Source organism: Kitasatospora sp. NPDC097691 (genome assembly GCF_040302665.1).
Classification (GTDB): Bacteria; Actinomycetota; Actinomycetes; order Streptomycetales; family Streptomycetaceae; genus Kitasatospora.
The window spans coordinates 149,759-168,895 of the sequence record NZ_JBEORY010000010.1 but is presented as its reverse complement, the minus strand read 5'-3'; the positions used below and the strand labels follow the sequence as shown (position 1 = coordinate 168,895).

Here is a 19,137-nt window from a genome sequence, read left to right as displayed (position 1 = left end):
TCCCCGGACCCCCCCCCGCGCCCCACCCCCCGCACCACACCCCGCCGGCCCGGGCTTGGCCCCGCCCCACAACGCCCAGGGCCCCCCCCCACTTTCGCGGGGGCCCCCCTTCCCGGTTCCGGTCGCCTGGGATCTCGCCTCAGATCTCGCCGCGCAGCTTCGCCAGCGCCTCGGCCAGGATCGCCTCGCCGTCGGCGTCGGTGCGCCGCTCACGGACGTAGGCGAGGTGGGTCTTGTACGGCTCGTTGCGCGAGGGAGCCGGCGGGTTGTGCTGGTCCTGCCCGGCCGGGAAGCCGCAGCGCGGGCAGTCCCAGGTGTCCGGGATCGCCGCTTCGGCGGCGAAGCTGGGCCGGGTCTCGTGCTTGTTGGCGCACCAGAAGGAGATCCGGTTGCGCGGGGCGGACTCGCCGCGCTCCGCCTCGCCCATCGGGCCGGCCCCAACCCTGCTGCCACGGATGGCATTGCCACTTGCCACGGTCTGACTCCCTGCGTACTGGTGCGCCGACCCGCCGCGGTGCGCGTCGGTGGCGAAAGTCGTCCTAGTGTAAGCAGGAGTTAAGGATCCGCCACCATCGCCTCCGCCCCCGACCGCTCCAGGATAGGCGCTCGGGCGACGGGGCGTCAGGCTTGTGTCAGCTCTGGTACTTCAGCACCAGGCCCAGGACGATGATGGAGGCGAACCAGCCCAGGCCGACCACGATGGTGATGCGGTCCAGGTTGCGCTCGGCCACCGCCGAGCCGCCGCCGGTGGACATCGCGCCACCGCCGAACATGTCCGACAGGCCGCCGCCCTTCCCCTTGTGCAGCAGCACCAGGAGGATCATCAGCAGACTGAAGATGATCAGGGCAATCGAGAACCCGAGAACCACGACGGGACCAACTCTCTCGTATCTTCGGCGAAGGGGCCGGGCCGCGTACGGCGGTCCGGCCCCAAAGCCTACGTTGCTGCAGCGGCGTTAGCCTACTGCCTGCTCACGGTAGCGCACGATCTTGACGAACTCGTCGGCGTCCAGCGAGGCACCGCCGATCAGGCCGCCGTCGATGTCGGGCTTGGCCATCAGGCCGGCCGCACTCGACGACTTGACCGAACCGCCGTACAGCACGCGGACCTTGCCGGCCAGCTCGGCGTCGTACAGCTCGGCGATCCGCTTGCGGATGGCGGCGCAGACCTCCTGCGCGTCCTCCGGGGTGGCCACCTCGCCGGTGCCGATCGCCCAGACCGGCTCGTAGGCGACCACGATGGTCTCGGCCTGGTGGGCCGGGACGTCCGCCAGGGCGCCGTCCAGCTGGGCCAGGGTGTGCTCGACGTGGGTACCGGCCTTGCGGACGTCCAGCGGCTCGCCGATGCACAGGATCGGGGTGATCCCGGCACGGTAGGCGGCCTTCACCTTGGCGTTGACGATCTCCTCGTTCTCGCCGTGGTACTGGCGGCGCTCCGAGTGGCCGATCACCGCGTAGGTGCACTGGAGCTTGGCCAGCATCGGGCCGGAGACCTCGCCGGTGTACGCGCCGCCGTCGTGCTGCGAGATGTCCTGCGAGCCGTACTTGATCTTCAGCTTGTCGCCGAAGACCAGGGTCTGCACCGAGCGCAGGTCGGTGAACGGCACCAGGACGGCGACCTCGACGGCCTCGTAGTCCTTGTCGGCCAGCGCGAACGCCAGCTTCTGGGTGTGCTGGATGGCCTCAAGGTGGTTGAGGTTCATCTTCCAGTTGCCCGCCATGAGCGGGAGACGGTCGGTCATGTTCTTTCAGTCCTCCAGAGCGGCGAGACCGGGGAGGGTCTTGCCCTCCAGGTATTCGAGGCTGGCGCCGCCGCCGGTCGAGATGTGTCCGAAGGCGTTCTCGTCGAAGCCCAGGATGCGGACGGCCGCGGCGGAGTCGCCGCCGCCGACGACGGTGAACGCGTCGCTGTCCAGCAGGCCCTGCGCGACGGCCTTGGTGCCGTTCGCGTAGTCCGGGTGCTCGAAGACGCCCATCGGGCCGTTCCAGAACACCGTGCCGGCGTCGGCCAGCTTGGCCGCGTACAGCTCGCGGGTCTTCGGGCCGATGTCCAGGCCCTCCTTGTCGGCCGGGATCGCGTCCGAGGCGACGAGGTCCGGGTTCGCCGGGGTCTTGCCCTTGAGGTCCGGGAACTCGGCGGAGACCAGCACGTCGACCGGCAGGACGAACTCGACGCCCCGCTTCTCGGCCTCGGCCAGGTACTCCAGGCAGACCGGGATCTGGTCCGCCTGCAGCAGCGAGATGCCGACCTCGTGGCCCTTGGCCTTGAGGAAGGTGTACGCCATGCCGCCGCCGATCAGGATCCGGTCGGCCTTCTTCAGCAGGTTGTCGATCACGCCGAGCTTGTCGGAGACCTTGGCGCCGCCGAGCACCACCACGTACGGGCGCCGCACCTCGTCGGTGAGCTTCTTCAGGACGCCGACCTCGGTGGCGATCAGGTCGCCGGCGGCGTGCGGCAGGAGCTTCGGCAGGTCGAACACCGAGGCGTGCTTGCGGTGCACGGCGCCGAAGCCGTCACCGACGTACAGGTCGGCCAGGGCGGCCAGCTGCTCGGCGAAGGCGCCGCGCTCGGCGTCGTCCTTGCTGGTCTCGCCGGCGTTGAAGCGCAGGTTCTCCAACAGCGCGACCTCGCCGTTCGCCAGCGCGGCGACGGTGGCCTCGGCGCTGTCGCCGACGGTGTCGGTGGCGAAGGCGACGTCCTTGCCGAGGATCTCGCCGAGCCGCTTGGCAGCGGGCGCGAGCGAGAACTTCGGGTCCGGCTCGCCCTTGGGGCGGCCGAGGTGCGAGGCAACGACGACCTTCGCGCCGGCCGCGGCCAGCTTGGCGATGGTCGGGGAGACGGCGCGGATCCGGCCGTCGTCGGTGATCGTCTCGCCGTCCAGCGGGACGTTCAGGTCGGCGCGCACGAACACGCGCTTTCCTTCGACACCGGCTTCGATGAGCTCTTCGATGGTCTTCACGGGGATTCGGTTGCTCCTGGGGAGATGGTCGATGCGCAGAGGCGGCACGGCGCAGGGGCCGCCTGAGAAGTCCTTGAGCGCGGAGCGAGGGCCCGGTCGGCAGGTGCGCCGTCCGGGCCCTCGCCCCTACATCACGTCAGCTCCCACGCGTCAGAGCTGGCCACCGACGAGGGTGACCAGGTCGACGACGCGGTTCGAGTAGCCCCACTCGTTGTCGTACCAGCCGAGCACCTTGACCTGGTTGCCCTGGACCATGGTGAGCTGGCTGTCGAAGATGCAGGAGGCCGGGTCGTTGACGATGTCCGAGGAGACGATCGGGTCCTCGGTGTAGGCCAGGATGCCCTTGAGCGGGCCCTCCTGCGCGGCCTTCTGGAAGGCCGCGTTGACCTCGTCCTTGGTGACCTCGCGCTCCAGGGTGACGACCAGGTCCGTGATGGAGCCGGTCGGGACCGGGACGCGCAGCGAGGTGCCGTCCAGCTTGCCCTTCAGCTCCGGCAGGACCAGGGCGGTCGCCTTGGCGGCACCGGTCGAGGTCGGGATGATGTTCTGGCTCGCCGCACGAGCACGGCGCAGGTCCTTGTGCGGGAAGTCCAGGGTGACCTGGTCGTTGGTGAACGCGTGGACGGTGGTCATCAGACCCTTGACGATGCCGAAGGCCTCGTTCAGCACCTTCGCCATCGGCGCCACGCAGTTGGTGGTGCAGGAGGCGTTGGAGATGACGTGGTGGTTGGCCGCGTCGTACTTCTCGTCGTTGACGCCCAGGACGATGGTGACGTCCTCGTCGGTCGCGGGCGCCGAGATGATGACCTTCTTCGCGCCGGCGGCGAGGTGCTTCTTCGCAGCCTCGGCCTTGGTGAAGATGCCGGTGGACTCGACGACGATGTCGGCGCCCAGGGCGGCCCACGGGAGGTTGGCCGGGTCACGCTCGGCGGTCACCTTGAAGGTGTGGCCGTCGACGGTGATGCTGTCCTCGGTGTGCGAGACCTCCGCCTGGAGGGTACCCAGGGTGGTGTCGTACTTGAGCAGGTGAGCCAGGGTCTTCGTGTCGGTGAGGTCGTTGACACCGACGATCTCGATGTCCGCGCCCTGGGCCTTGACCGCGCGGAAGAAGTTGCGGCCGATGCGGCCAAAGCCGTTGATGCCTACCCGGATCGTCACGAACCGATCTCCTCGTTAGGTACGCCGGGCCGGAGCCCGACGGGGGTGAGATTTGGGAAGTCCCCGACCGCCTATGACCCTACCCCTCCCGGGCCTGGGAGGGCACATCGCGCCACCTCGTGAGACGTGGCGTGGCGTGCCCTGAACCCGGGTTTCAGGCCGTCCTGCCTTGGCCCGTCGGGCAGTTGGTCACGGGCCAGTGGTCTCTACCAATTCGGGAGTCCGGCGGGTGCCCGGAAACGACGACGGCCGGCGCCCGGGAGCCGGGCGCCGGCCGTGTCGTGATCACGGACGGTGGGCGTCAGTTCATCGCCATCTCGTCGGTCAGGCTGGCCTCGGTGCTCGGCAGGCCGAGCTCGGAGGCGCGCTTGTCCGCCATCGCGAGCAGGCGGCGGATCCGGCCGGCCACCGCGTCCTTGGTCAGCGGGGGGTCGGCGAGCGCGCCCAACTCCTCCAGCGAGGCCTGCTTGTGCTGCATCCGCAACTGGCCGGCCGCAGCCAGGTGCTCGGGCACCTCTTCGCCGAGGATCTCCAGCGCGCGGGCGACCCGGGCGCCGGCCGCCACCGCGGCGCGGGCCGAGCGGCGCAGGTTGGCGTCGTCGAAGTTGGCGAGCCGGTTCGCGGTGGCCCGCACCTCGCGGCGCATCCGGCGCTCCTCCCAGGCGAGCACCGACTCGTGCGCGCCGAGGCGGGTCAGCAGCGCGCCGATCGCGTCGCCGTCGCGGATCACCACCCGGTCCACGCCGCGGACCTCGCGCGCCTTGGCCGGGATGCCGAGCCGACGGGCGGCGCCGACCAGCGCCAGGGCCGCCTCGGAGCCGGGGCAGGTGATCTCCAGCGAGGACGAGCGGCCCGGTTCGGTGAGCGAGCCGTGCGCGAGGAAGGCTCCGCGCCAGGCGGCCTCGGCGTCGCAGGTGGCACCGGAGACGACCGCGGGGGGCAGGCCGCGGATGGGGCGGCCCCGCCCGTCCACCAGGCCGGTCTGGCGCGCCAGCAGCTCGCCGTCCTTGACCACGCGGACCACGAAGCGGCTGCCGCGGCGCAGCCCGCCGGGGGCCATCACGACGAGGTCGGAGGAGTGCCCGAAGATCTCCAGGAGGTCCTTGCGCAGCCGCCGTGCCGCCGCTCCGGTGTCCAGCTCTGCCTCGATCACGATGCGGCCGCTCACGATGTGCAGCCCGCCCGCGAACCGCAGGATCGCCGACACCTCCGCCTTGCGACAGCAGGCCCGGGTGACCGGGAGCCGGCTGATCTCGTCCTTCACCGCTGGAGTCATCGCCATGGCCCGATCCTTCCATGTGTCCGGAAAATCCGGTCGTACGCTGCGGCCAACAGCTCGGGGTCGTGTCGCGGCGTACCGTCGGTGCGGGCCACCGAGCCGAGCACCAGGGCTGCGCCCATCCGCTCGGCCGCCTTCTCCAGTCCGTCGAGGTCGGCCTGGCCGAAGGCGCCGCCGGTGACGGCGCGCTCGTCCACCAGGATCGCATCCACCGCCAGCTCCGGGGCGTGGTCGGCGATGACCTCCAGGTGACGCTGCGGGGTGAAGCCCTCGGTCTCGCCGGGCTGGGGGGCGAGGTTCAGGGTGAGCAGGCGGCGGGCGCGGGTCTCGGTGAGCGCCTTGGCCAGGTCGGGCACCAGCAGGTGCGGCAGCACGCTGGTGAACCAGGAGCCGGGGCCGAGCACCACCCAGTCCGCCTCGCGGACGGCGGTGACCGCCTCCGGGACGGCGGGCGGCCCGTCCGGGAGCAGCCGGATCGACTGCACCGTGCCGGGGGTGACCGCGACGTTCGCCTGGCCCCGGACCGCCGACACCTCGCCGGGCAGCTCCGGGTCGTGGCCGCGGACGGTCGCCTCGATGTCCAGCGGCACCGCCGACATCGGCAGTACCCGGCCCTGGACGTTGAGCAGCCGGCCGACCCAGTCCAGGGCCTCCACCGGGTCGCCCAGCTTCTCCCAGAGGGCGACGATCAGCAGGTTGCCGACGGCGTGGCCGCCGAGCTCGCCGTTGCCGGTGAAGCGCTGCTGGATCACCTCGGACCAGGTGCGGCCCCAGTCGTCGTCCCCGCACAGCGCGGCCAGCGCCTTGCGCAGGTCGCCCGGGGGCAGCACGCCGAGCTCGGTGCGCAGCCGTCCGCTGGAGCCGCCGTCGTCGGCGACGGTGACCACGGCGGTGAGGTCGCTGGTGAGGCGGCGCAGCGCGGACAGCGAGGCGGACAGGCCCTGGCCGCCGCCGAGCGCGGTGATCCTGGGGGCCGGGTTGGCCCTGGCGGGACTACTGCGCGGACGGCTCGGCGCCGGGGGCCGGGCCGGGCTGCCCGCCCGGTCACCGGTCCTGCTCTGCGGCTGCCGCCCGGGCACGTATCCCGCCACACATCACCTCGCGTTCCTCGCCCCGCCACCGGCTCCGCCGGGGGCCCGGCAGGGAAAGCGGCGGTTACTCCCGTCCCATGTCACGGTGAACGAGCACCGTCTCGACTCCGTCGGCGATGAGACGCTTGGTCAGACGCTCGGACATGGCGACGCTGCGGTGCTTGCCACCGGTGCAGCCTACGGCAAGCGTCATGTAGCGCTTCCCCTCGCGTCGGTAGCCCTCGGTCACGATCCGCAACAGCTCGGTGTAGCCGTCCAGGAACTCGTTGGCTCCGGGCTGCCGGAACACGTAGTCGGCGACGTCCGCGTCGGTGCCGGTACGGGCGCGCAGCTCGGGCACCCAGTGCGGGTTGGGCAGGAAGCGGCAGTCCACCACGAGGTCGGCGTCGACCGGCAGGCCGTACTTGAAGCCGAAGGACATCACGGTGGCGCGCAGCTCGGGCTCGTCGTGGTCGGCGAACTGGGCGTCCAGCTTGGCCCGGAGCTGGTGCACGTTGAGGTTGGAGGTGTCGATCACCAGGTCGGCCTCGCCGCGCAGGTCGCGCAGCAGGTCGCGCTCCTGGGCGATGCCGTCCACGATCCGGCCGTCGCCCTGCAGCGGGTGCGGGCGGCGGACGTTCTCGAAGCGGCGCACCAGCGCCTCGTCGGAGGAGTCCAGGAAGACGACCCGCAGCCGGACGCCGCGCTTCTCCAGCTCGTCCAGCGAGGTGAGCAGGTCATCGAAGAACTGGCGGCCACGGACGTCCACGACGACGCCGATCCTGGCGACGTTGCCCTGGGACCGGGCGCCCAGGTCGACCATGGTCGGGATCAGGGCCGGCGGCAGGTTGTCCACCACGAACCAGCCGAGGTCTTCCAGGCACTTGGCGGCGGTGGAGCGGCCGGCTCCGGACATGCCGGAGATGATCACCAGCTCCGGCGCGTTCTCGGCCACGTCTGACACGGTCACTTCGGTTCCCCGCTCTCGGTCTTTCTGCTGGGGAGAACGCGCACGGCACGGCCACCCTTCCCCGGCCCGGGCAGGCGGGCGGGGTCGGGGCACACCGACTGACGGGCGGCGTCGGCCGTCATGGCGTCTCCTGGGATGGTGCGGTCTGGGGTGCTGCTGCCGCCGGCTCGGCGGCCTGGTCGGCCCCGTCCTCGATGATCTCGCCGGTCGCGGTGTTGACCGCGGGTGCGGCGGGTGTACGGGACGACAACGCCGCCGCAACAGTCTCCGCGGTGCGGCGTCCGATGCCGGGTACCGCGCAGAGTTCGTCCACGGTGGCGGCCCGGAGCTTCTTCAGCGAGCCGAAGTGCTTGAGCAGCGCCTGGCGGCGAGTCTCGCCGAGGCCCGGGACGGAGTCCAGTTCCCCGGCGGTGAGTCGCTTGGAACGCTTGTTGCGCTGGTAGCCGATCGCGAAGCGGTGGGCCTCGTCGCGGACCCGCTGGAGCAGGTAGAGGCCCTCGCTGGAGCGGGGCAGCACCACCGGGTCGTCCTCGCCGGGCAGCCACACCTCCTCCAGGCGCTTGGCCAGCCCGCACAGCGCGACGTCGTCGATGCCGAGTTCGTCCAGGGCACGCTTGGCGGCCGCGACCTGCGGTCGGCCGCCGTCGACCACCAACAGCTGGGGCGGGTAGGCGAAGCGCTTGGGGCGGCCCTCCTCGGTGCGCGGGCCGTCCTCGGGCTGCTCGTCCTCCTCGGGGACGGCCCACTCGCCGGTCTGCTCGCGCTCCCGGAGGTAGCGGCGGAAGCGGCGGCCGATCACCTCGTGCATGGAGCGGACGTCGTCCTGGCCTTCGAAGCCCTTGATCTGGAAGCGCCGGTACTCGCTCTTGCGGGCCAGGCCGTCCTCGAAGACGACCATGGAGGCGACCACGTCCTCGCCCTGGAGGTGGGAGATGTCGTAGCACTCGATGCGCAGCGGGACGGAGTCCAGCTCCAGCGCGTCGGCGATCTCCTGCAGGGCGCGGCTGCGGGTGGTGAGGTCGGAGGCGCGCTTGGTCTTGTGCAGCGCGAGCGCCTGCTGGGCGTTGCGCTGCACGGTGGCCATCAGGTCCTTCTTGTCGCCGCGCTGCGGGATGCGCAGGTCGACCTGGCTGCCGCGCAGGCCGTTCAGCCACTCCCGCACCGGCTCGACCGGCTCGGGCAGGGCGGGGACGAGGACCTCGCGCGGGACGGCCTCGCCGCCGCCGTAGAGCTGTTGGAGGGCGTGCTCGACCAGGCCGGCGGTGTCGACGTCCTCGACCTTGTCGGTGACCCAGCCGCGCTGGCCGCGCACCCGGCCGCCGCGGACGTGGAAGATCTGCACGGCGGCTTCGAGTTCGTCCTCGGCGAGGGCCAGCAGGTCGGCGTCGGTGGCGTCGGCGAGCACGATGGCGTTCTTCTCCATCGCGCGCCTGAGGGCGCCGATGTCGTCGCGCAGCCGGGCCGCCTTCTCGTACTCCAGCTCGGCCGCGGCCTCCTGCATCTGTTCTTCCAGCCGGCGCAGGTAGTTGCCGGTGCGCCCGGCCATGAAGTCGCAGAAGTCCTCGGCCAGCGCCCGGTGTTCGTCCGCCGAGACCTTGCCGACGCAGGGCGCGGCGCACTTGCCGATGTAGCCCAGCAGGCAGGGCCGGCCGACCTGCCGGGCGCGCTTGAAGACGCCGTTGGAGCAGGTGCGGACGGGGAAGACGCGCAGCAGCAGGTCGACCGTCTCGCGGATCGCCCAGGCGTGCCCGTAGGGGCCGAAGTAGCGCACGCCCTTCTTGTGCGCCCCGCGCATCACCTGGACCCTCGGATACTCCTCGTCGAGGGTGACGGCGAGTTCCGGATAGCTCTTGTCGTCGCGGTACTTGACGTTGAACCGCGGGTCGAACTCCTTGATCCAGGAGTACTCCAGCTGGAGCGCCTCGACCTCGGTGCCGACCACGGTCCACTCCACCGAGGCGGCGGTGGTGACCATGGTCGCGGTGCGCGGGTGCAGGCCGGCCAGGTCCTGGAAGTAGGACGACAGGCGTGGCCGCAGGCTCTTGGCCTTGCCGACGTAGATGACCCGGCCGTGGGCGTCACGGAACTTGTAGACGCCCGGGGAGGTCGGGATCGCGCCGGGCGCCGGGCGGTAGGTGCTCGGGTCAGCCATGGGTCCACCGTACCGAGTGGGGACGGGGCCGCGGGGAGGAGATCAACTCGACGGGGGTCAACTGCTTCAGCTCGGGGTCACCTTGAGGTTCCCGCCCTCGACCGTGACGGTGTAGGCGGGCAGCGGGGAGGGGGCCGGGCCGTCCTGCACGGCGCCGTCGGCGATGCCGAAGCGGCTGCCGTGGCAGGGGCACTGGATCTGCTGGTTCTTCACCTGGTCCACGATGCAGCCGGCGTGGGTGCACTTGGCGCTGAAGGCCTTGTACTGGCCGGCGGTCGGCTGGGTCACCACGATCTTCTGCTCGCGGTACACCTTGCCGCCGCCCTCCGGTACGGCCGAGGCCGCGCCGAGGTCCACCGGGCCCTTGGCGGCACCGCTGGAGCCGGAGGAACCCGAGGAGGAGCTGCAGCCGGTGACGGCCACGGTGCCGCCGGCCGCCAGGACGGCCGCGGCCCCGCAGAGCAGGGTGCGGCGGGAGGCGGTCGGGCTGGTCTCGGGGGCCTCGGACATCGGTGCGCTCCTACGGTTGCTGCTGCTGCGAGGGACCACGGAATTCTATGCCGCACGCGCCCCGCCGCTCCCGGGAGTCCCACTGTTCGGGCGTCCCGGGAGCGGCGGTGCGGGCGCGGTCGCTCCTTCGCCTACTTCTTCGCGGCGGCGCGCTTGCGCGGTGCCGCCTTCTTCGCCGCGGCGGCGGCGACCGGGGCGTCCGCGAAGTCGCTCGGCAGGATGTCCCGCAGGAACTTGCCGGTGTGGCTCTCCGGAACGGCGGCGATCTGCTCGGGGGTGCCCTCGGCGACCACCGTGCCGCCGCCGGAGCCGCCTTCGGGGCCCATGTCGACGACCCAGTCGGCGGTCTTGATCACATCGAGGTTGTGCTCGATGACGATCACCGTGTTGCCCTTGTCGACGAGCCCGCTGAGCACCTTGATCAGCTTGCTGATGTCCTCGAAGTGCAGACCGGTGGTCGGCTCGTCCAGCACGTACACCGTCCGCCCGGTGGAGCGCTTCTGCAGCTCCGAGGCGAGCTTGACGCGCTGCGCCTCGCCGCCGGACAGGGTGGGCGCGGACTGGCCGAGCCGGACGTAGCCGAGGCCGACGTCGTTGAGCGTCCTGAGGTGCCGGGCGATCGCCGGGACGGCCTCGAAGAAGGCCAGCGCCTCCTCGATCGGCATGTCCAGCACCTCGGCGATGGACTTGCCCTTGTAGTGCACCTCCAGCGTCTCCCGGTTGTACCGGGCGCCGTGGCAGACCTCGCACGGGACGTAGACGTCCGGCAGGAAGTTCATCTCGATCTTGATCGTGCCGTCGCCCGAGCAGTTCTCGCAGCGGCCGCCCTTGACGTTGAACGAGAACCGGCCCGGCAGGTAGCCGCGGACCTTCGCCTCCTGGGTCTCCGCGAAGAGCCGGCGGACGTGGTCGAACACCCCGGTGTAGGTGGCCGGGTTGGAGCGGGGCGTGCGGCCGATCGGCGACTGGTCGACGTGCACCACCTTGTCCACCTGGTCGGTGCCGGTGATCCGGGTGTGCCGGCCGGGCACGCTGCGGGCGCCGTTCAGCTCCCGGGCGAGGTGGGTGTAGAGGATGTCGTTGACCAGCGTCGACTTGCCGGAGCCGGAGACCCCGGTGATCGCCGTGAAGGTGCCGAGCGGGAAGCCGACCGTGACGTCCTTGAGGTTGTGCTCGCGGGCGCCGTGGACGGTCAGCTGGCGCTTCTTGTCCCGCTCGCGGCGGGCGGCCGGGATCGGGATGGACCGCTTGCCGGCGAGGTACTGGCCGGTCAGCGACTCCTTGTTGCCGAGCAGCTCCTTCAGCGAACCGGAGTGCACCACCTTGCCGCCGTGCTCGCCCGCGCCCGGGCCGATGTCGACCACCCAGTCCGCGGTCTTGATGGTGTCCTCGTCGTGCTCGACCACGATCAGGGTGTTGCCGATGTCGCGCAGCCGCACCAGCGTCTCGATCAGCCGGTGGTTGTCCCGCTGGTGCAGGCCGATGGACGGCTCGTCCAGCACGTAGAGCACGCCGACCAGGCCGGAGCCGATCTGGGTGGCCAGCCGGATGCGCTGGGCCTCGCCGCCGGACAGGGTGCCGGCCGCGCGGTCGAGCGAGAGGTAGTCCAGGCCGACGTCGACCAGGAAGCGCAGCCGCTCGTTGACCTCCTTGAGGACCCGCTCGGCGATCTGCTTGTCCCGGGCGTTGAGCTTCATCGCGCCCAGGAACTCGGCGCAGTCGCTGATCGACATCGAGGAGACGTCGGCGATCGACCTGTCCTGGACGGTGACCGCGAGCACCACCGGCTTGAGCCGGGTGCCCTGGCACGTCGGACAGGGCACCTCGCGCATGTAGCCCTCGAAGCGCTCGCGGCTGCTGTCGCTCTCCGCCTCGGTGTGCCGGCGCTGGATGAACGGGACGGCGCCCTCGAAGCCGGTGCTGTACGAGCGCTCGCGGCCGAAGCGGTTGCGGTAGCGGACCTCCACCTGGTGCTTGTGCCCGTACAGCAGCGCCTTCTTGGCGCGGGCGGGCAGCCCGGCCCAGGGGATGTCGGTGCGGAAGCCGAGCTCCCCGGCCAGCGCGTCGATCAGCCGCTGGAAGTACTCCTTGGCGTGCCCCGCCGACCACGGGTGGATCGCGCCCTCGTCGAGCGAGCGCTCGACGTCCGGCACCACCAGCTCCGGGTCGACCTCCATCCGGTTGCCCAGGCCCGAGCAGTCCGGGCAGGCGCCGAACGGCGAGTTGAAGGAGAACGAGCGCGGCTCCAGCTCCTCGAACGACACGTCGTCGTACGGGCAGTAGAGGTGCTCGGAGTACATCCGCTCGCGCTCCGGGTCGTCCTCGGGGAGGTCGACGAAGTCGAGCACGACCATGCCGCCGGACAGCCGCAGGGCCGTCTCCACCGAGTCGGTGAGCCGCCGCTTGGCGCTCTCCTTGACGGTGAGGCGGTCGATCACCACCTCGACGGTGTGCTTCTCCTGCTTCTTGAGCTTCGGCGGCTCGGCGAGCTGGATCGTGGCGCCGTCGACGCGGGCGCGGGAGTAGCCCTTGGACTGGAGGTCGGCGAAGAGGTCGACGAACTCGCCCTTGCGCTCGCGCACCACCGGGCTGAGCACCTGGAACCGGGTGCCCTCGGCGAGCTCCAGCACCTTGTCCACGATCGCCTGCGGCGACTGCTTGGCGATCGGACGACCGCAGTGCGGACAGTGGGGCTTGCCGATGCGGGCGAACAGCAGGCGCAGGTAGTCGTAGACCTCGGTGATGGTGCCGACGGTCGAACGGGGGTTGCGGTTGGTGGACTTCTGGTCGATCGAGACGGCCGGGGAGAGGCCCTCGATGAAGTCCACGTCGGGCTTGTCCATCTGCCCGAGGAACTGACGGGCGTAGGACGACAGCGACTCGACGTAGCGGCGCTGGCCCTCGGCGAAGATCGTGTCGAAGGCGAGCGAGGACTTGCCGGAGCCGGAGAGGCCCGTGAAGACGATGAGGGAGTCGCGGGGCAGGTCGAGCGAGACGTTCTTGAGGTTGTGCTCGCGAGCACCGCGGACGATGAGGCGGTCGGCCACTGCTTCTGGCGCCTTTCTCCGGGGCGAGAGGGCTTGCGGTGAGATTCGGTACTTCTTCCAGGATGCGGCAGCCAGCCTATAGCTCAGACGTTCGAATCTCGACTCTGTCCAGTGGAGACCACCCGAACGAGTGAGGGCGGGGTCGGGACGGTCCGTACCCGTACCGTGCGCGTACCGGAAAACCCGCTGCTCAGGGCCGGGATCCGGCGGTAGCGTCGCAGGGTCAACGAGCGGAGCCCCCCGTGGGCAACGCCCCGCCCCGTCCCGAAGGCAGGATCGATGACCGACCCGCAGTCCGCCGCAGCCTCCGCCACCGCCCGGCTGGGCCAGGTCGAGGAGAGCACCCAGCGCCTGCTGCAGACCGTCTCCGGGCTGGCGCCCGGGGCCGTCGCCGAACCCTCCGCGCTCCCCGGCTGGACCCGCGGCCACGTGCTGGCCCACCTCGCCCGCAACGCCGACTCCCTGGTCAACCTGCTGAACGGCGCCCGCACCGGCACCGACATCCCGCAGTACGCCAGTCACGAGGCCCGCGACGCGGACATCGAACGCGACGCCCCCCGCCCGCTGGAGGTCCACCTCGCCGACCTGCGCGCCTCGCACGCCCGCTTCGCCGAGGCCGCCGCGCAGATGACCCCCGAGGCCTGGACGGCGGAGGTGAAGCACCGCTCCGGCTACGTCTTCCCGGCCTCCGACATCCCGCACAAGCGCCTGCTGGAGGTCGAGTACCACCACGTCGACCTGGCCGCCGGCCACGGTCCGGGCGACTGGCCGGAGGACTTCGCCGTCGAGGAGTTCCACCGGCTCGTGGAGAAGCTCCACGGTCCCGGCCTGCCGCTCGTCGAGGTGCACGCACAGGACACCGGACGGTTCGGCACGATCGGCACCGGCACCACCTCGCTGACCGTCGAGGGCCCGCAGCGCGAGCTCACCGCCTGGCTCTCCGGCCGATCCGCCGGCGCCGGCCTGCTCCGCACCCCCGACACCGCCCTCCCCCCGCTTCCCCCGATGGGCTGACGGCGCGAGGATGATCCTGAACCCTGTTGGCGGGTCCGGACTAGGACGAGGAGCGGACGGATGACGTACCACGGAGCGGTCAAGGTCGGCGGGCCGCCGGACGTGCGGGAGCTGGCGCACCTGATCATCACCAAGGTGGCCGTCGGCCCGTACGACAACAACGCGTACCTGCTGCGCTGCCGGGCCACCGACGAGCAGTTGCTGATCGACGCGGCCGCCGACGCCCCGGTGCTGCTGGAGACCGTCGGGGACGAGCTGGAGACCGTGGTCACCACCCACCGGCACCACGACCACTGGGGCGCGCTGGCCGAGGTGGTCGCCACCACCGGCGCCCGCACCGCCGCCGGCGAGCACGACGCCGAGGGCATCGACGTGCCCACCGAGCTGCTGCTCGCGGACGGCGAGCGGCTTCGGGTCGGTGACGTCGAGCTCACCGTGCGGCACCTGGTCGGGCACACCCCGGGTGCGATCGTGCTCATCTACGACGACCCGCAGGGCCACCCGCACGTCTTCACCGGCGACTGCCTCTTCCCCGGCGGCGTCGGCAACACCTGGGGCGACCCGGCGGCCTTCGAGAGCCTCTTCCGGGACGTCAACGAGAAGATCTTCGACGCCCTGCCGGACGAGGCCTGGGTCTACCCCGGCCACGGCAACGACACCACCCTCGGCGCCGAGCGCCCCCACCTCGACGAGTGGCGCGAGCGCGGTTGGTAGCCGGGGCGCCCCGCACACGGCCGAGGCCCCCGCGACCGGATGCGGTCGCGGGGGCCTCGGCGTTCGGCCGGCGAGCCGGCCTTCGCTCAGCCGCTCAGGCGGCTCAGGCGTCGAGCTTCGCGGGCTCGGCCTGCTCGGCCTGCTCGGCCTCGGCGGCCTTCTTCGAGGCCCGCAGGCTGGTGAACGTGGTGACGGCCAGCACCACCACGATGAAGCCCAGCGAGAACGGGATGCCGATCTCCGGGGCCCACGTCGCGCCCGCCTCGTGCGCGGCGTGCAGCACCAGCTTCACACCGATGAAGCCGAGGATCACCGACAGGCCGTAGCTCAGGTGGACCAGCTTCTTCAGCAGGCCGCCGATCAGGAAGTACAGCTGGCGCAGACCCATCAGGGCGAAGGCGTTGGCGGTGAAGACGATGTACGGGTCCTGGGTGAGGCCGAAGATGGCCGGGATCGAGTCCAGGGCGAACAGCACGTCCGTCGTACCGATCGCCAGCATGACGATCAGCATCGGGGTGATCAGCCGGCGGCCGTGCTCCTTGACCAGGAGCTTGGTGCCGCGGTAGCCGTCGGTGGACGGGAAGCGCCGGGTGATCGACTTGAGCAGGCGGTTCTCCTCGAACTCCTCGTCCTCCTCCTCGGCCCGCGCCTCCTTGATCAGCTTCCAGGCGGTCCAGATCAGGAAGGCGCCGAAGATGAAGAACACCCAGGAGAACTGGGTGACCAGCGCGGCGCCACCGGCGATGAACGCCGCCCGGAGCACCAGCGCGATGATCACACCGAACATCAGCACGCGCTGCTGGTAGATCCTCGGTACCGCGAACTTGCCCATGATCAGGATGAACACGAAGAGGTTGTCGACACTGAGCGACTTCTCGGTGATGTAGCCGGCGAAGAACTCACCCGCCGGCTGCCCGCCGGAGTGCCACCACAGGAACCCGCCGAAGAGCAGCGCCAGCACGACCCAGACGGCCGTCCAGATCCCGGCCTCCTTGATCGAGACCTCGTGCGGCTTTCGCCCGCCGATGAAGAAGTCCGCCACGATCAAGGCGATCAACACGCCGATCGTGGTGGCCCACATGGTTACGGAAACGTCCATTACTGCTCCTCCGGCAGCTAGGCGAGACGGTCATCGTCACTGCCGGAGGTCTCTTCCGCCCGTCGGGCAAAGCCACGTCGGACCAGCGCCCCGGGGTGCCGCGACGGGCACCCGTGATGACGGGGTCGGCTGTCGAGGAATACTCCCCTCCGCTGCCATCGAGAGTAACAGGACAGACAAGGAAAGGTAAAGAAGGTAAAGACCCGTCAGGGCGGCGGCGTCAGAGGAACGGCTCGATCGCCGGCAGCAGGTCCTGGAAGGTGCGCCCCTTCGCCGGGGCGCCAATCGCCTGCATCTCCCAGCCGCCGTTGCCGTCCCGGACCACCTTGGCCATGATCTGCCCGGTGTGCGGCCCGCCGCCCGCCAGCTCGTAGCGGGCCAGCTCCAGCCCGGTGGTCTCGTCCACCAGCCGGCAGTGCGCCCGCTGCACCTCGGCGAAGGTCTGCCCGGTGTACGAACTCACCGTGAACACCACCTGGGTGATGTGCGTCGGCACGTGCATCAGGTCGACCAGGATCGCTTCGTCGTCCTCGTGGCCCGAGCCGCCCTGCAGGTTGTCCCCGGTGTGCCGGACGGAGCCGTCGTTGCTCTCCAGGTGCTGGAAGAACACCACGTCGGACGGGGTCCGCTCGGCGTACAGCAGCGCCGAGGCGTCCAGGTCGATCGTCCTGGTACGGCTGCCGAACAGGCCCCGCTTGGGGGCGGCCTGCCAGCCGAGGCCCATCCGGACCACGGTCAGGGCGTCGCCCTGCCCCTTCTGGAGGCTGACCCGCTGCCCCTTGGCAAGGTTCACCGACACGACGTTGTCCTCTCTGCCGGCCACGCGGTCGCTGCCGCCCGGCTCCCCTGGAACACCCCGTCGCCGTCCCCCGGCTGAGGCCCCCTCTGCGTACGGCCCGCGCCCGTCCCGTGAGCGTGATGCCGCAGGCCAGCCTAGGCCCTGCGGCACCCCCGCCTCCTCAGGGTTTCCCCGTTTGTGGCAAGGCTGAGACACCGCCGGGCTTGACCGGTGCCATTCCGGCCAAGCCCGGCGCCCCGGGTCGAGCGGCTACGCCACACCGGCCTCGCGCATCTGCCGCAGCTCCTTCTTCAGCTCCTTGACCTCGTCGCGCAGGCGGGCCGCGACCTCGAACTGCAGGTCGGCGGCGGCCGTGTGCATCCGGTCGGTCATCTCCTGGATGAGTTCCGCCAGCTCGGCGGCCGGCAGGGACTTGGCGGGCTTGCGCGCCGCGCCCAGCGCCGGCACCGGGGCCTTGCCCTTGCCCTGGCCGCGGTAGCCGGTGGACAGCAACTCGTCGGTGTCCACGTCCTCGCGGGCGAGGGTGTCGAGGATGTCGCCGATCTTCTTCCGCAGCGGCTGCGGGTCGATCCCGTGCTCCTGGTTGTAGGCCTGCTGCACGGCCCGGCGGCGGTTGGTCTCGTCGATCGCCTTCTCCATCGAGGGCGTGATCCGGTCCGCGTACATGTGGACCTGGCCGGAGACGTTGCGGGCCGCGCGGCCGATCGTCTGGATCAGCGACGTCCCGGAGCGCAGGAAGCCCTCCTTGTCCGCGTCCAGGATCGCCACCAGCGACACCTCGGGCAGGTCCAGGCCCTCGCGCAGCAGGTTGATGCCGACCAGCACGTCGAACCGGCCCGCCCGCAGCTCGCGCAGCAGCTCCACCCGGCGCAGGGTGTCCACGTCGCTGTGCAGGTACCGGACCCGGATGTCCAGGCCGAGCATGTAGTCGGTGAGGTCCTCGGCCATCTTCTTGGTCAGCGTGGTGACCAGCACGCGCTCGTCCCGCTCGACCCGCTTGCGGACCTCGTGCACCAGGTCGTCGATCTGGCCCTCGGTCGGCTTGACGATCACCTCGGGGTCGATCAGACCGGTCGGGCGGATGATCTGCTCGACCTGGCCGTCGCCGCGCGACAGCTCGTACGGGCCCGGCGTCGCCGACAGGTACACCGTCTGGCCGATCCGTCCCAGGAACTCCTCCCACTTCAGCGGGCGGTTGTCCATCGCGGACGGCAGCCGGAAGCCGTGCTCGACCAGCGTGCGCTTGCGCGAGGCGTCGCCCTCGTACATCGCGCCGATCTGCGGGACGGTCACGTGCGACTCGTCGATGACCAGGAGGAAGTCCTCCGGGAAGTAGTCGAGCAGGGTGTTCGGCGGGGAGCCGGGCTCGCGGCCGTCGAAGTGCATCGAGTAGTTCTCGACGCCCGAGCAGGTGCCGATCTGGCGCAGCATCTCGATGTCGTAGGTGGTGCGCATCCGCAGCCGCTGGGCCTCCAGCAGCTTGCCCTGCTTCTCCATCCTGGCGAGCGTCCCCTCCAGCTCCTGCTCGATGCCGGTGATCGCGCGCTCCATGCGCTCGGGGCCGGCCACGTAGTGCGAGGCGGGGAAGACGTAGACCGAGTCGTCCTGGCTGATGATCTCGCCGGTGAGCGGGTGCAGGGTGTAGAGCGCCTCGATCTCGTCGCCGAACATCTCGATCCGGACGGCGAGTTCCTCGTAGACCGGGAAGATCTCGATGGTGTCGCCGCGCACCCGGAACGTGCCGCGGGTGAAGGCGACGTCGTTGCGGGCGTACTGGATGTCCACGAAGCGGCGCAGCAGGTCGTCCCGGTCGATCTCCTGTCCGACCTTGAGCGGCACCATCCGGTCCACGTACTCCTGCGGGGTGCCGAGGCCGTAGATGCAGGAGACGGACGCGACCACGATCACGTCCCGACGGGTGAGCAGCGAGTTTGTCGCCGAGTGGCGCAGCCGCTCGACCTCCTCGTTGATCGAGGAGTCCTTCTCGATGTAGGTGTCCGTCTGCGGGACGTACGCCTCGGGCTGGTAGTAGTCGTAGTACGAGACGAAGTACTCGACCGCGTTGTTCGGCAGCAGTTCGCGGAACTCGTTCGCCAGCTGCGCGGCCAGCGTCTTGTTCGGCGCCATCACCAGGGTGGGCCGCTGCAGCTTCTCGATCATCCAGGCCGTGGTGGCCGACTTGCCGGTACCGGTGGCACCGAGCAGCACGACGTCCTTCTCCCCTCCCTTGACCCGTCGCTCCAGCTCGGCGATCGCCGCCGGCTGGTCACCGTTCGGCTGGAAGGGGCTGACGACCTCGAAGGGCGCCACGGACCGCTCAATACTCGTGATGGGACGCACGACTCCACCGTACGACCCACCACCG

General features: G+C 70.7%; 16 protein-coding genes. 2 read left to right on the top strand and 14 right to left on the bottom strand.

Annotated features, from left to right (window positions below; translation table 11 throughout):
• Positions 1 to 139 precede the first annotated feature (139 nt).
• The 11 genes from ABTY56_RS10445 to uvrA form a co-directional block, all read right to left on the bottom strand.
• The gene (locus ABTY56_RS10445) at positions 140 to 427 is read right to left on the bottom strand and encodes an RNA polymerase-binding protein RbpA (protein ID WP_030238413.1); all 288 of its coding nucleotides are present in this window, start codon (positions 425 to 427) and stop codon (positions 140 to 142) included.
• Positions 428 to 632: 205 nt separating this feature from the next.
• The gene (gene secG / locus ABTY56_RS10440; RefSeq protein ID WP_350521388.1) at positions 633 to 869 is read right to left on the bottom strand and encodes a preprotein translocase subunit SecG; all 237 of its coding nucleotides are present in this window, start codon (positions 867 to 869) and stop codon (positions 633 to 635) included.
• Between the two features lie 87 nt (positions 870 to 956).
• Positions 957 to 1,742 carry a triose-phosphate isomerase gene (gene tpiA / locus ABTY56_RS10435; RefSeq protein ID WP_350628114.1) on the bottom strand — a complete coding sequence of 262 codons (786 nt, stop codon included), beginning with the start codon at positions 1,740 to 1,742 and terminating at the stop codon, positions 957 to 959.
• 6 nt (positions 1,743 to 1,748) lie between these two features.
• A complete protein-coding gene (locus tag ABTY56_RS10430; protein WP_350628113.1) occupies positions 1,749 to 2,960 on the bottom strand; it encodes a phosphoglycerate kinase in 1,212 nt (403 codons plus the stop codon).
• Between the two features lie 150 nt (positions 2,961 to 3,110).
• Positions 3,111 to 4,118: a type I glyceraldehyde-3-phosphate dehydrogenase gene (gene gap / locus ABTY56_RS10425; protein ID WP_350628112.1), complete on the bottom strand. Its 1,008-nt coding sequence runs from the start codon at positions 4,116 to 4,118 to the stop codon at positions 3,111 to 3,113.
• A 301-nt stretch (positions 4,119 to 4,419) separates the two neighbouring features.
• Entirely contained in the window at positions 4,420 to 5,400 is a 981-nt protein-coding gene (gene whiA, locus ABTY56_RS10420; RefSeq protein ID WP_350521392.1) for a DNA-binding protein WhiA, read from the bottom strand.
• On the bottom strand, positions 5,391 to 6,488 hold the full coding sequence (locus tag ABTY56_RS10415) for a gluconeogenesis factor YvcK family protein (protein WP_350628111.1): 1,098 nt from the start codon (positions 6,486 to 6,488) through the stop codon (positions 5,391 to 5,393). The genes whiA and ABTY56_RS10415 overlap by 10 nt, the downstream gene beginning before the upstream one ends.
• A 64-nt stretch (positions 6,489 to 6,552) precedes the next feature.
• Positions 6,553 to 7,437 carry an RNase adapter RapZ gene (gene rapZ / locus ABTY56_RS10410; protein ID WP_350628110.1) on the bottom strand — a complete coding sequence of 295 codons (885 nt, stop codon included), beginning with the start codon at positions 7,435 to 7,437 and terminating at the stop codon, positions 6,553 to 6,555.
• A 118-nt stretch (positions 7,438 to 7,555) separates the two neighbouring features.
• The gene (gene uvrC, locus ABTY56_RS10405) at positions 7,556 to 9,589 is read right to left on the bottom strand and encodes an excinuclease ABC subunit UvrC (RefSeq protein ID WP_350628109.1); all 2,034 of its coding nucleotides are present in this window, start codon (positions 9,587 to 9,589) and stop codon (positions 7,556 to 7,558) included.
• A 66-nt stretch (positions 9,590 to 9,655) separates the two neighbouring features.
• Positions 9,656 to 10,099, bottom strand: coding sequence for a Rieske (2Fe-2S) protein (locus ABTY56_RS10400; protein WP_350628108.1), 444 nt, complete (start codon positions 10,097 to 10,099; stop codon positions 9,656 to 9,658).
• 131 nt (positions 10,100 to 10,230) lie between these two features.
• The gene (gene uvrA / locus ABTY56_RS10395) at positions 10,231 to 13,146 is read right to left on the bottom strand and encodes an excinuclease ABC subunit UvrA (protein ID WP_350628107.1); all 2,916 of its coding nucleotides are present in this window, start codon (positions 13,144 to 13,146) and stop codon (positions 10,231 to 10,233) included.
• 279 nt (positions 13,147 to 13,425) lie between these two features.
• On the opposite strand from uvrA, the gene ABTY56_RS10390 reads away from it, so the two are divergent.
• Complete coding sequence (locus tag ABTY56_RS10390) at positions 13,426 to 14,160, top strand: maleylpyruvate isomerase family mycothiol-dependent enzyme (RefSeq protein WP_350628106.1); 735 nt, start codon at positions 13,426 to 13,428, stop codon at positions 14,158 to 14,160.
• A 60-nt stretch (positions 14,161 to 14,220) separates the two neighbouring features.
• A complete protein-coding gene (locus ABTY56_RS10385) occupies positions 14,221 to 14,874 on the top strand; it encodes an MBL fold metallo-hydrolase (RefSeq protein WP_350628105.1) in 654 nt (217 codons plus the stop codon).
• Positions 14,875 to 14,977: 103 nt separating this feature from the next.
• Here ABTY56_RS10385 and ABTY56_RS10380 read toward each other — a convergent pair whose 3' ends face one another.
• The 3 genes from ABTY56_RS10380 to uvrB form a co-directional block, all read right to left on the bottom strand.
• Complete coding sequence (locus tag ABTY56_RS10380; protein WP_350628104.1) at positions 14,978 to 15,973, bottom strand: TerC family protein; 996 nt, start codon at positions 15,971 to 15,973, stop codon at positions 14,978 to 14,980.
• 220 nt (positions 15,974 to 16,193) lie between these two features.
• Positions 16,194 to 16,772: a TerD family protein gene (locus ABTY56_RS10375; RefSeq protein ID WP_350628103.1), complete on the bottom strand. Its 579-nt coding sequence runs from the start codon at positions 16,770 to 16,772 to the stop codon at positions 16,194 to 16,196.
• 249 nt (positions 16,773 to 17,021) lie between these two features.
• The gene (gene uvrB, locus ABTY56_RS10370; RefSeq protein ID WP_350628102.1) at positions 17,022 to 19,112 is read right to left on the bottom strand and encodes an excinuclease ABC subunit UvrB; all 2,091 of its coding nucleotides are present in this window, start codon (positions 19,110 to 19,112) and stop codon (positions 17,022 to 17,024) included.
• Positions 19,113 to 19,137: the final 25 nt, after the last annotated feature.

Coding starts and splice junctions, on each gene's coding strand:
- ABTY56_RS10445 (WP_030238413.1), bottom strand. CDS start 427: ATGGGCGAGGCGGAGCGCGGCGAGTCCGCCCCGCGCAACCGGATCTCC.
- tpiA (WP_350628114.1), bottom strand. CDS start 1,742: ATGACCGACCGTCTCCCGCTCATGGCGGGCAACTGGAAGATGAACCTC.
- whiA (WP_350521392.1), bottom strand. CDS start 5,400: ATGGCGATGACTCCAGCGGTGAAGGACGAGATCAGCCGGCTCCCGGTC.
- uvrC (WP_350628109.1), bottom strand. CDS start 9,589: ATGGCTGACCCGAGCACCTACCGCCCGGCGCCCGGCGCGATCCCGACC.
- ABTY56_RS10400 (WP_350628108.1), bottom strand. CDS start 10,099: ATGTCCGAGGCCCCCGAGACCAGCCCGACCGCCTCCCGCCGCACCCTG.
- ABTY56_RS10390 (WP_350628106.1), top strand. CDS start 13,426: ATGACCGACCCGCAGTCCGCCGCAGCCTCCGCCACCGCCCGGCTGGGC.
- ABTY56_RS10385 (WP_350628105.1), top strand. CDS start 14,221: ATGACGTACCACGGAGCGGTCAAGGTCGGCGGGCCGCCGGACGTGCGG.
- ABTY56_RS10380 (WP_350628104.1), bottom strand. CDS start 15,973: ATGGACGTTTCCGTAACCATGTGGGCCACCACGATCGGCGTGTTGATC.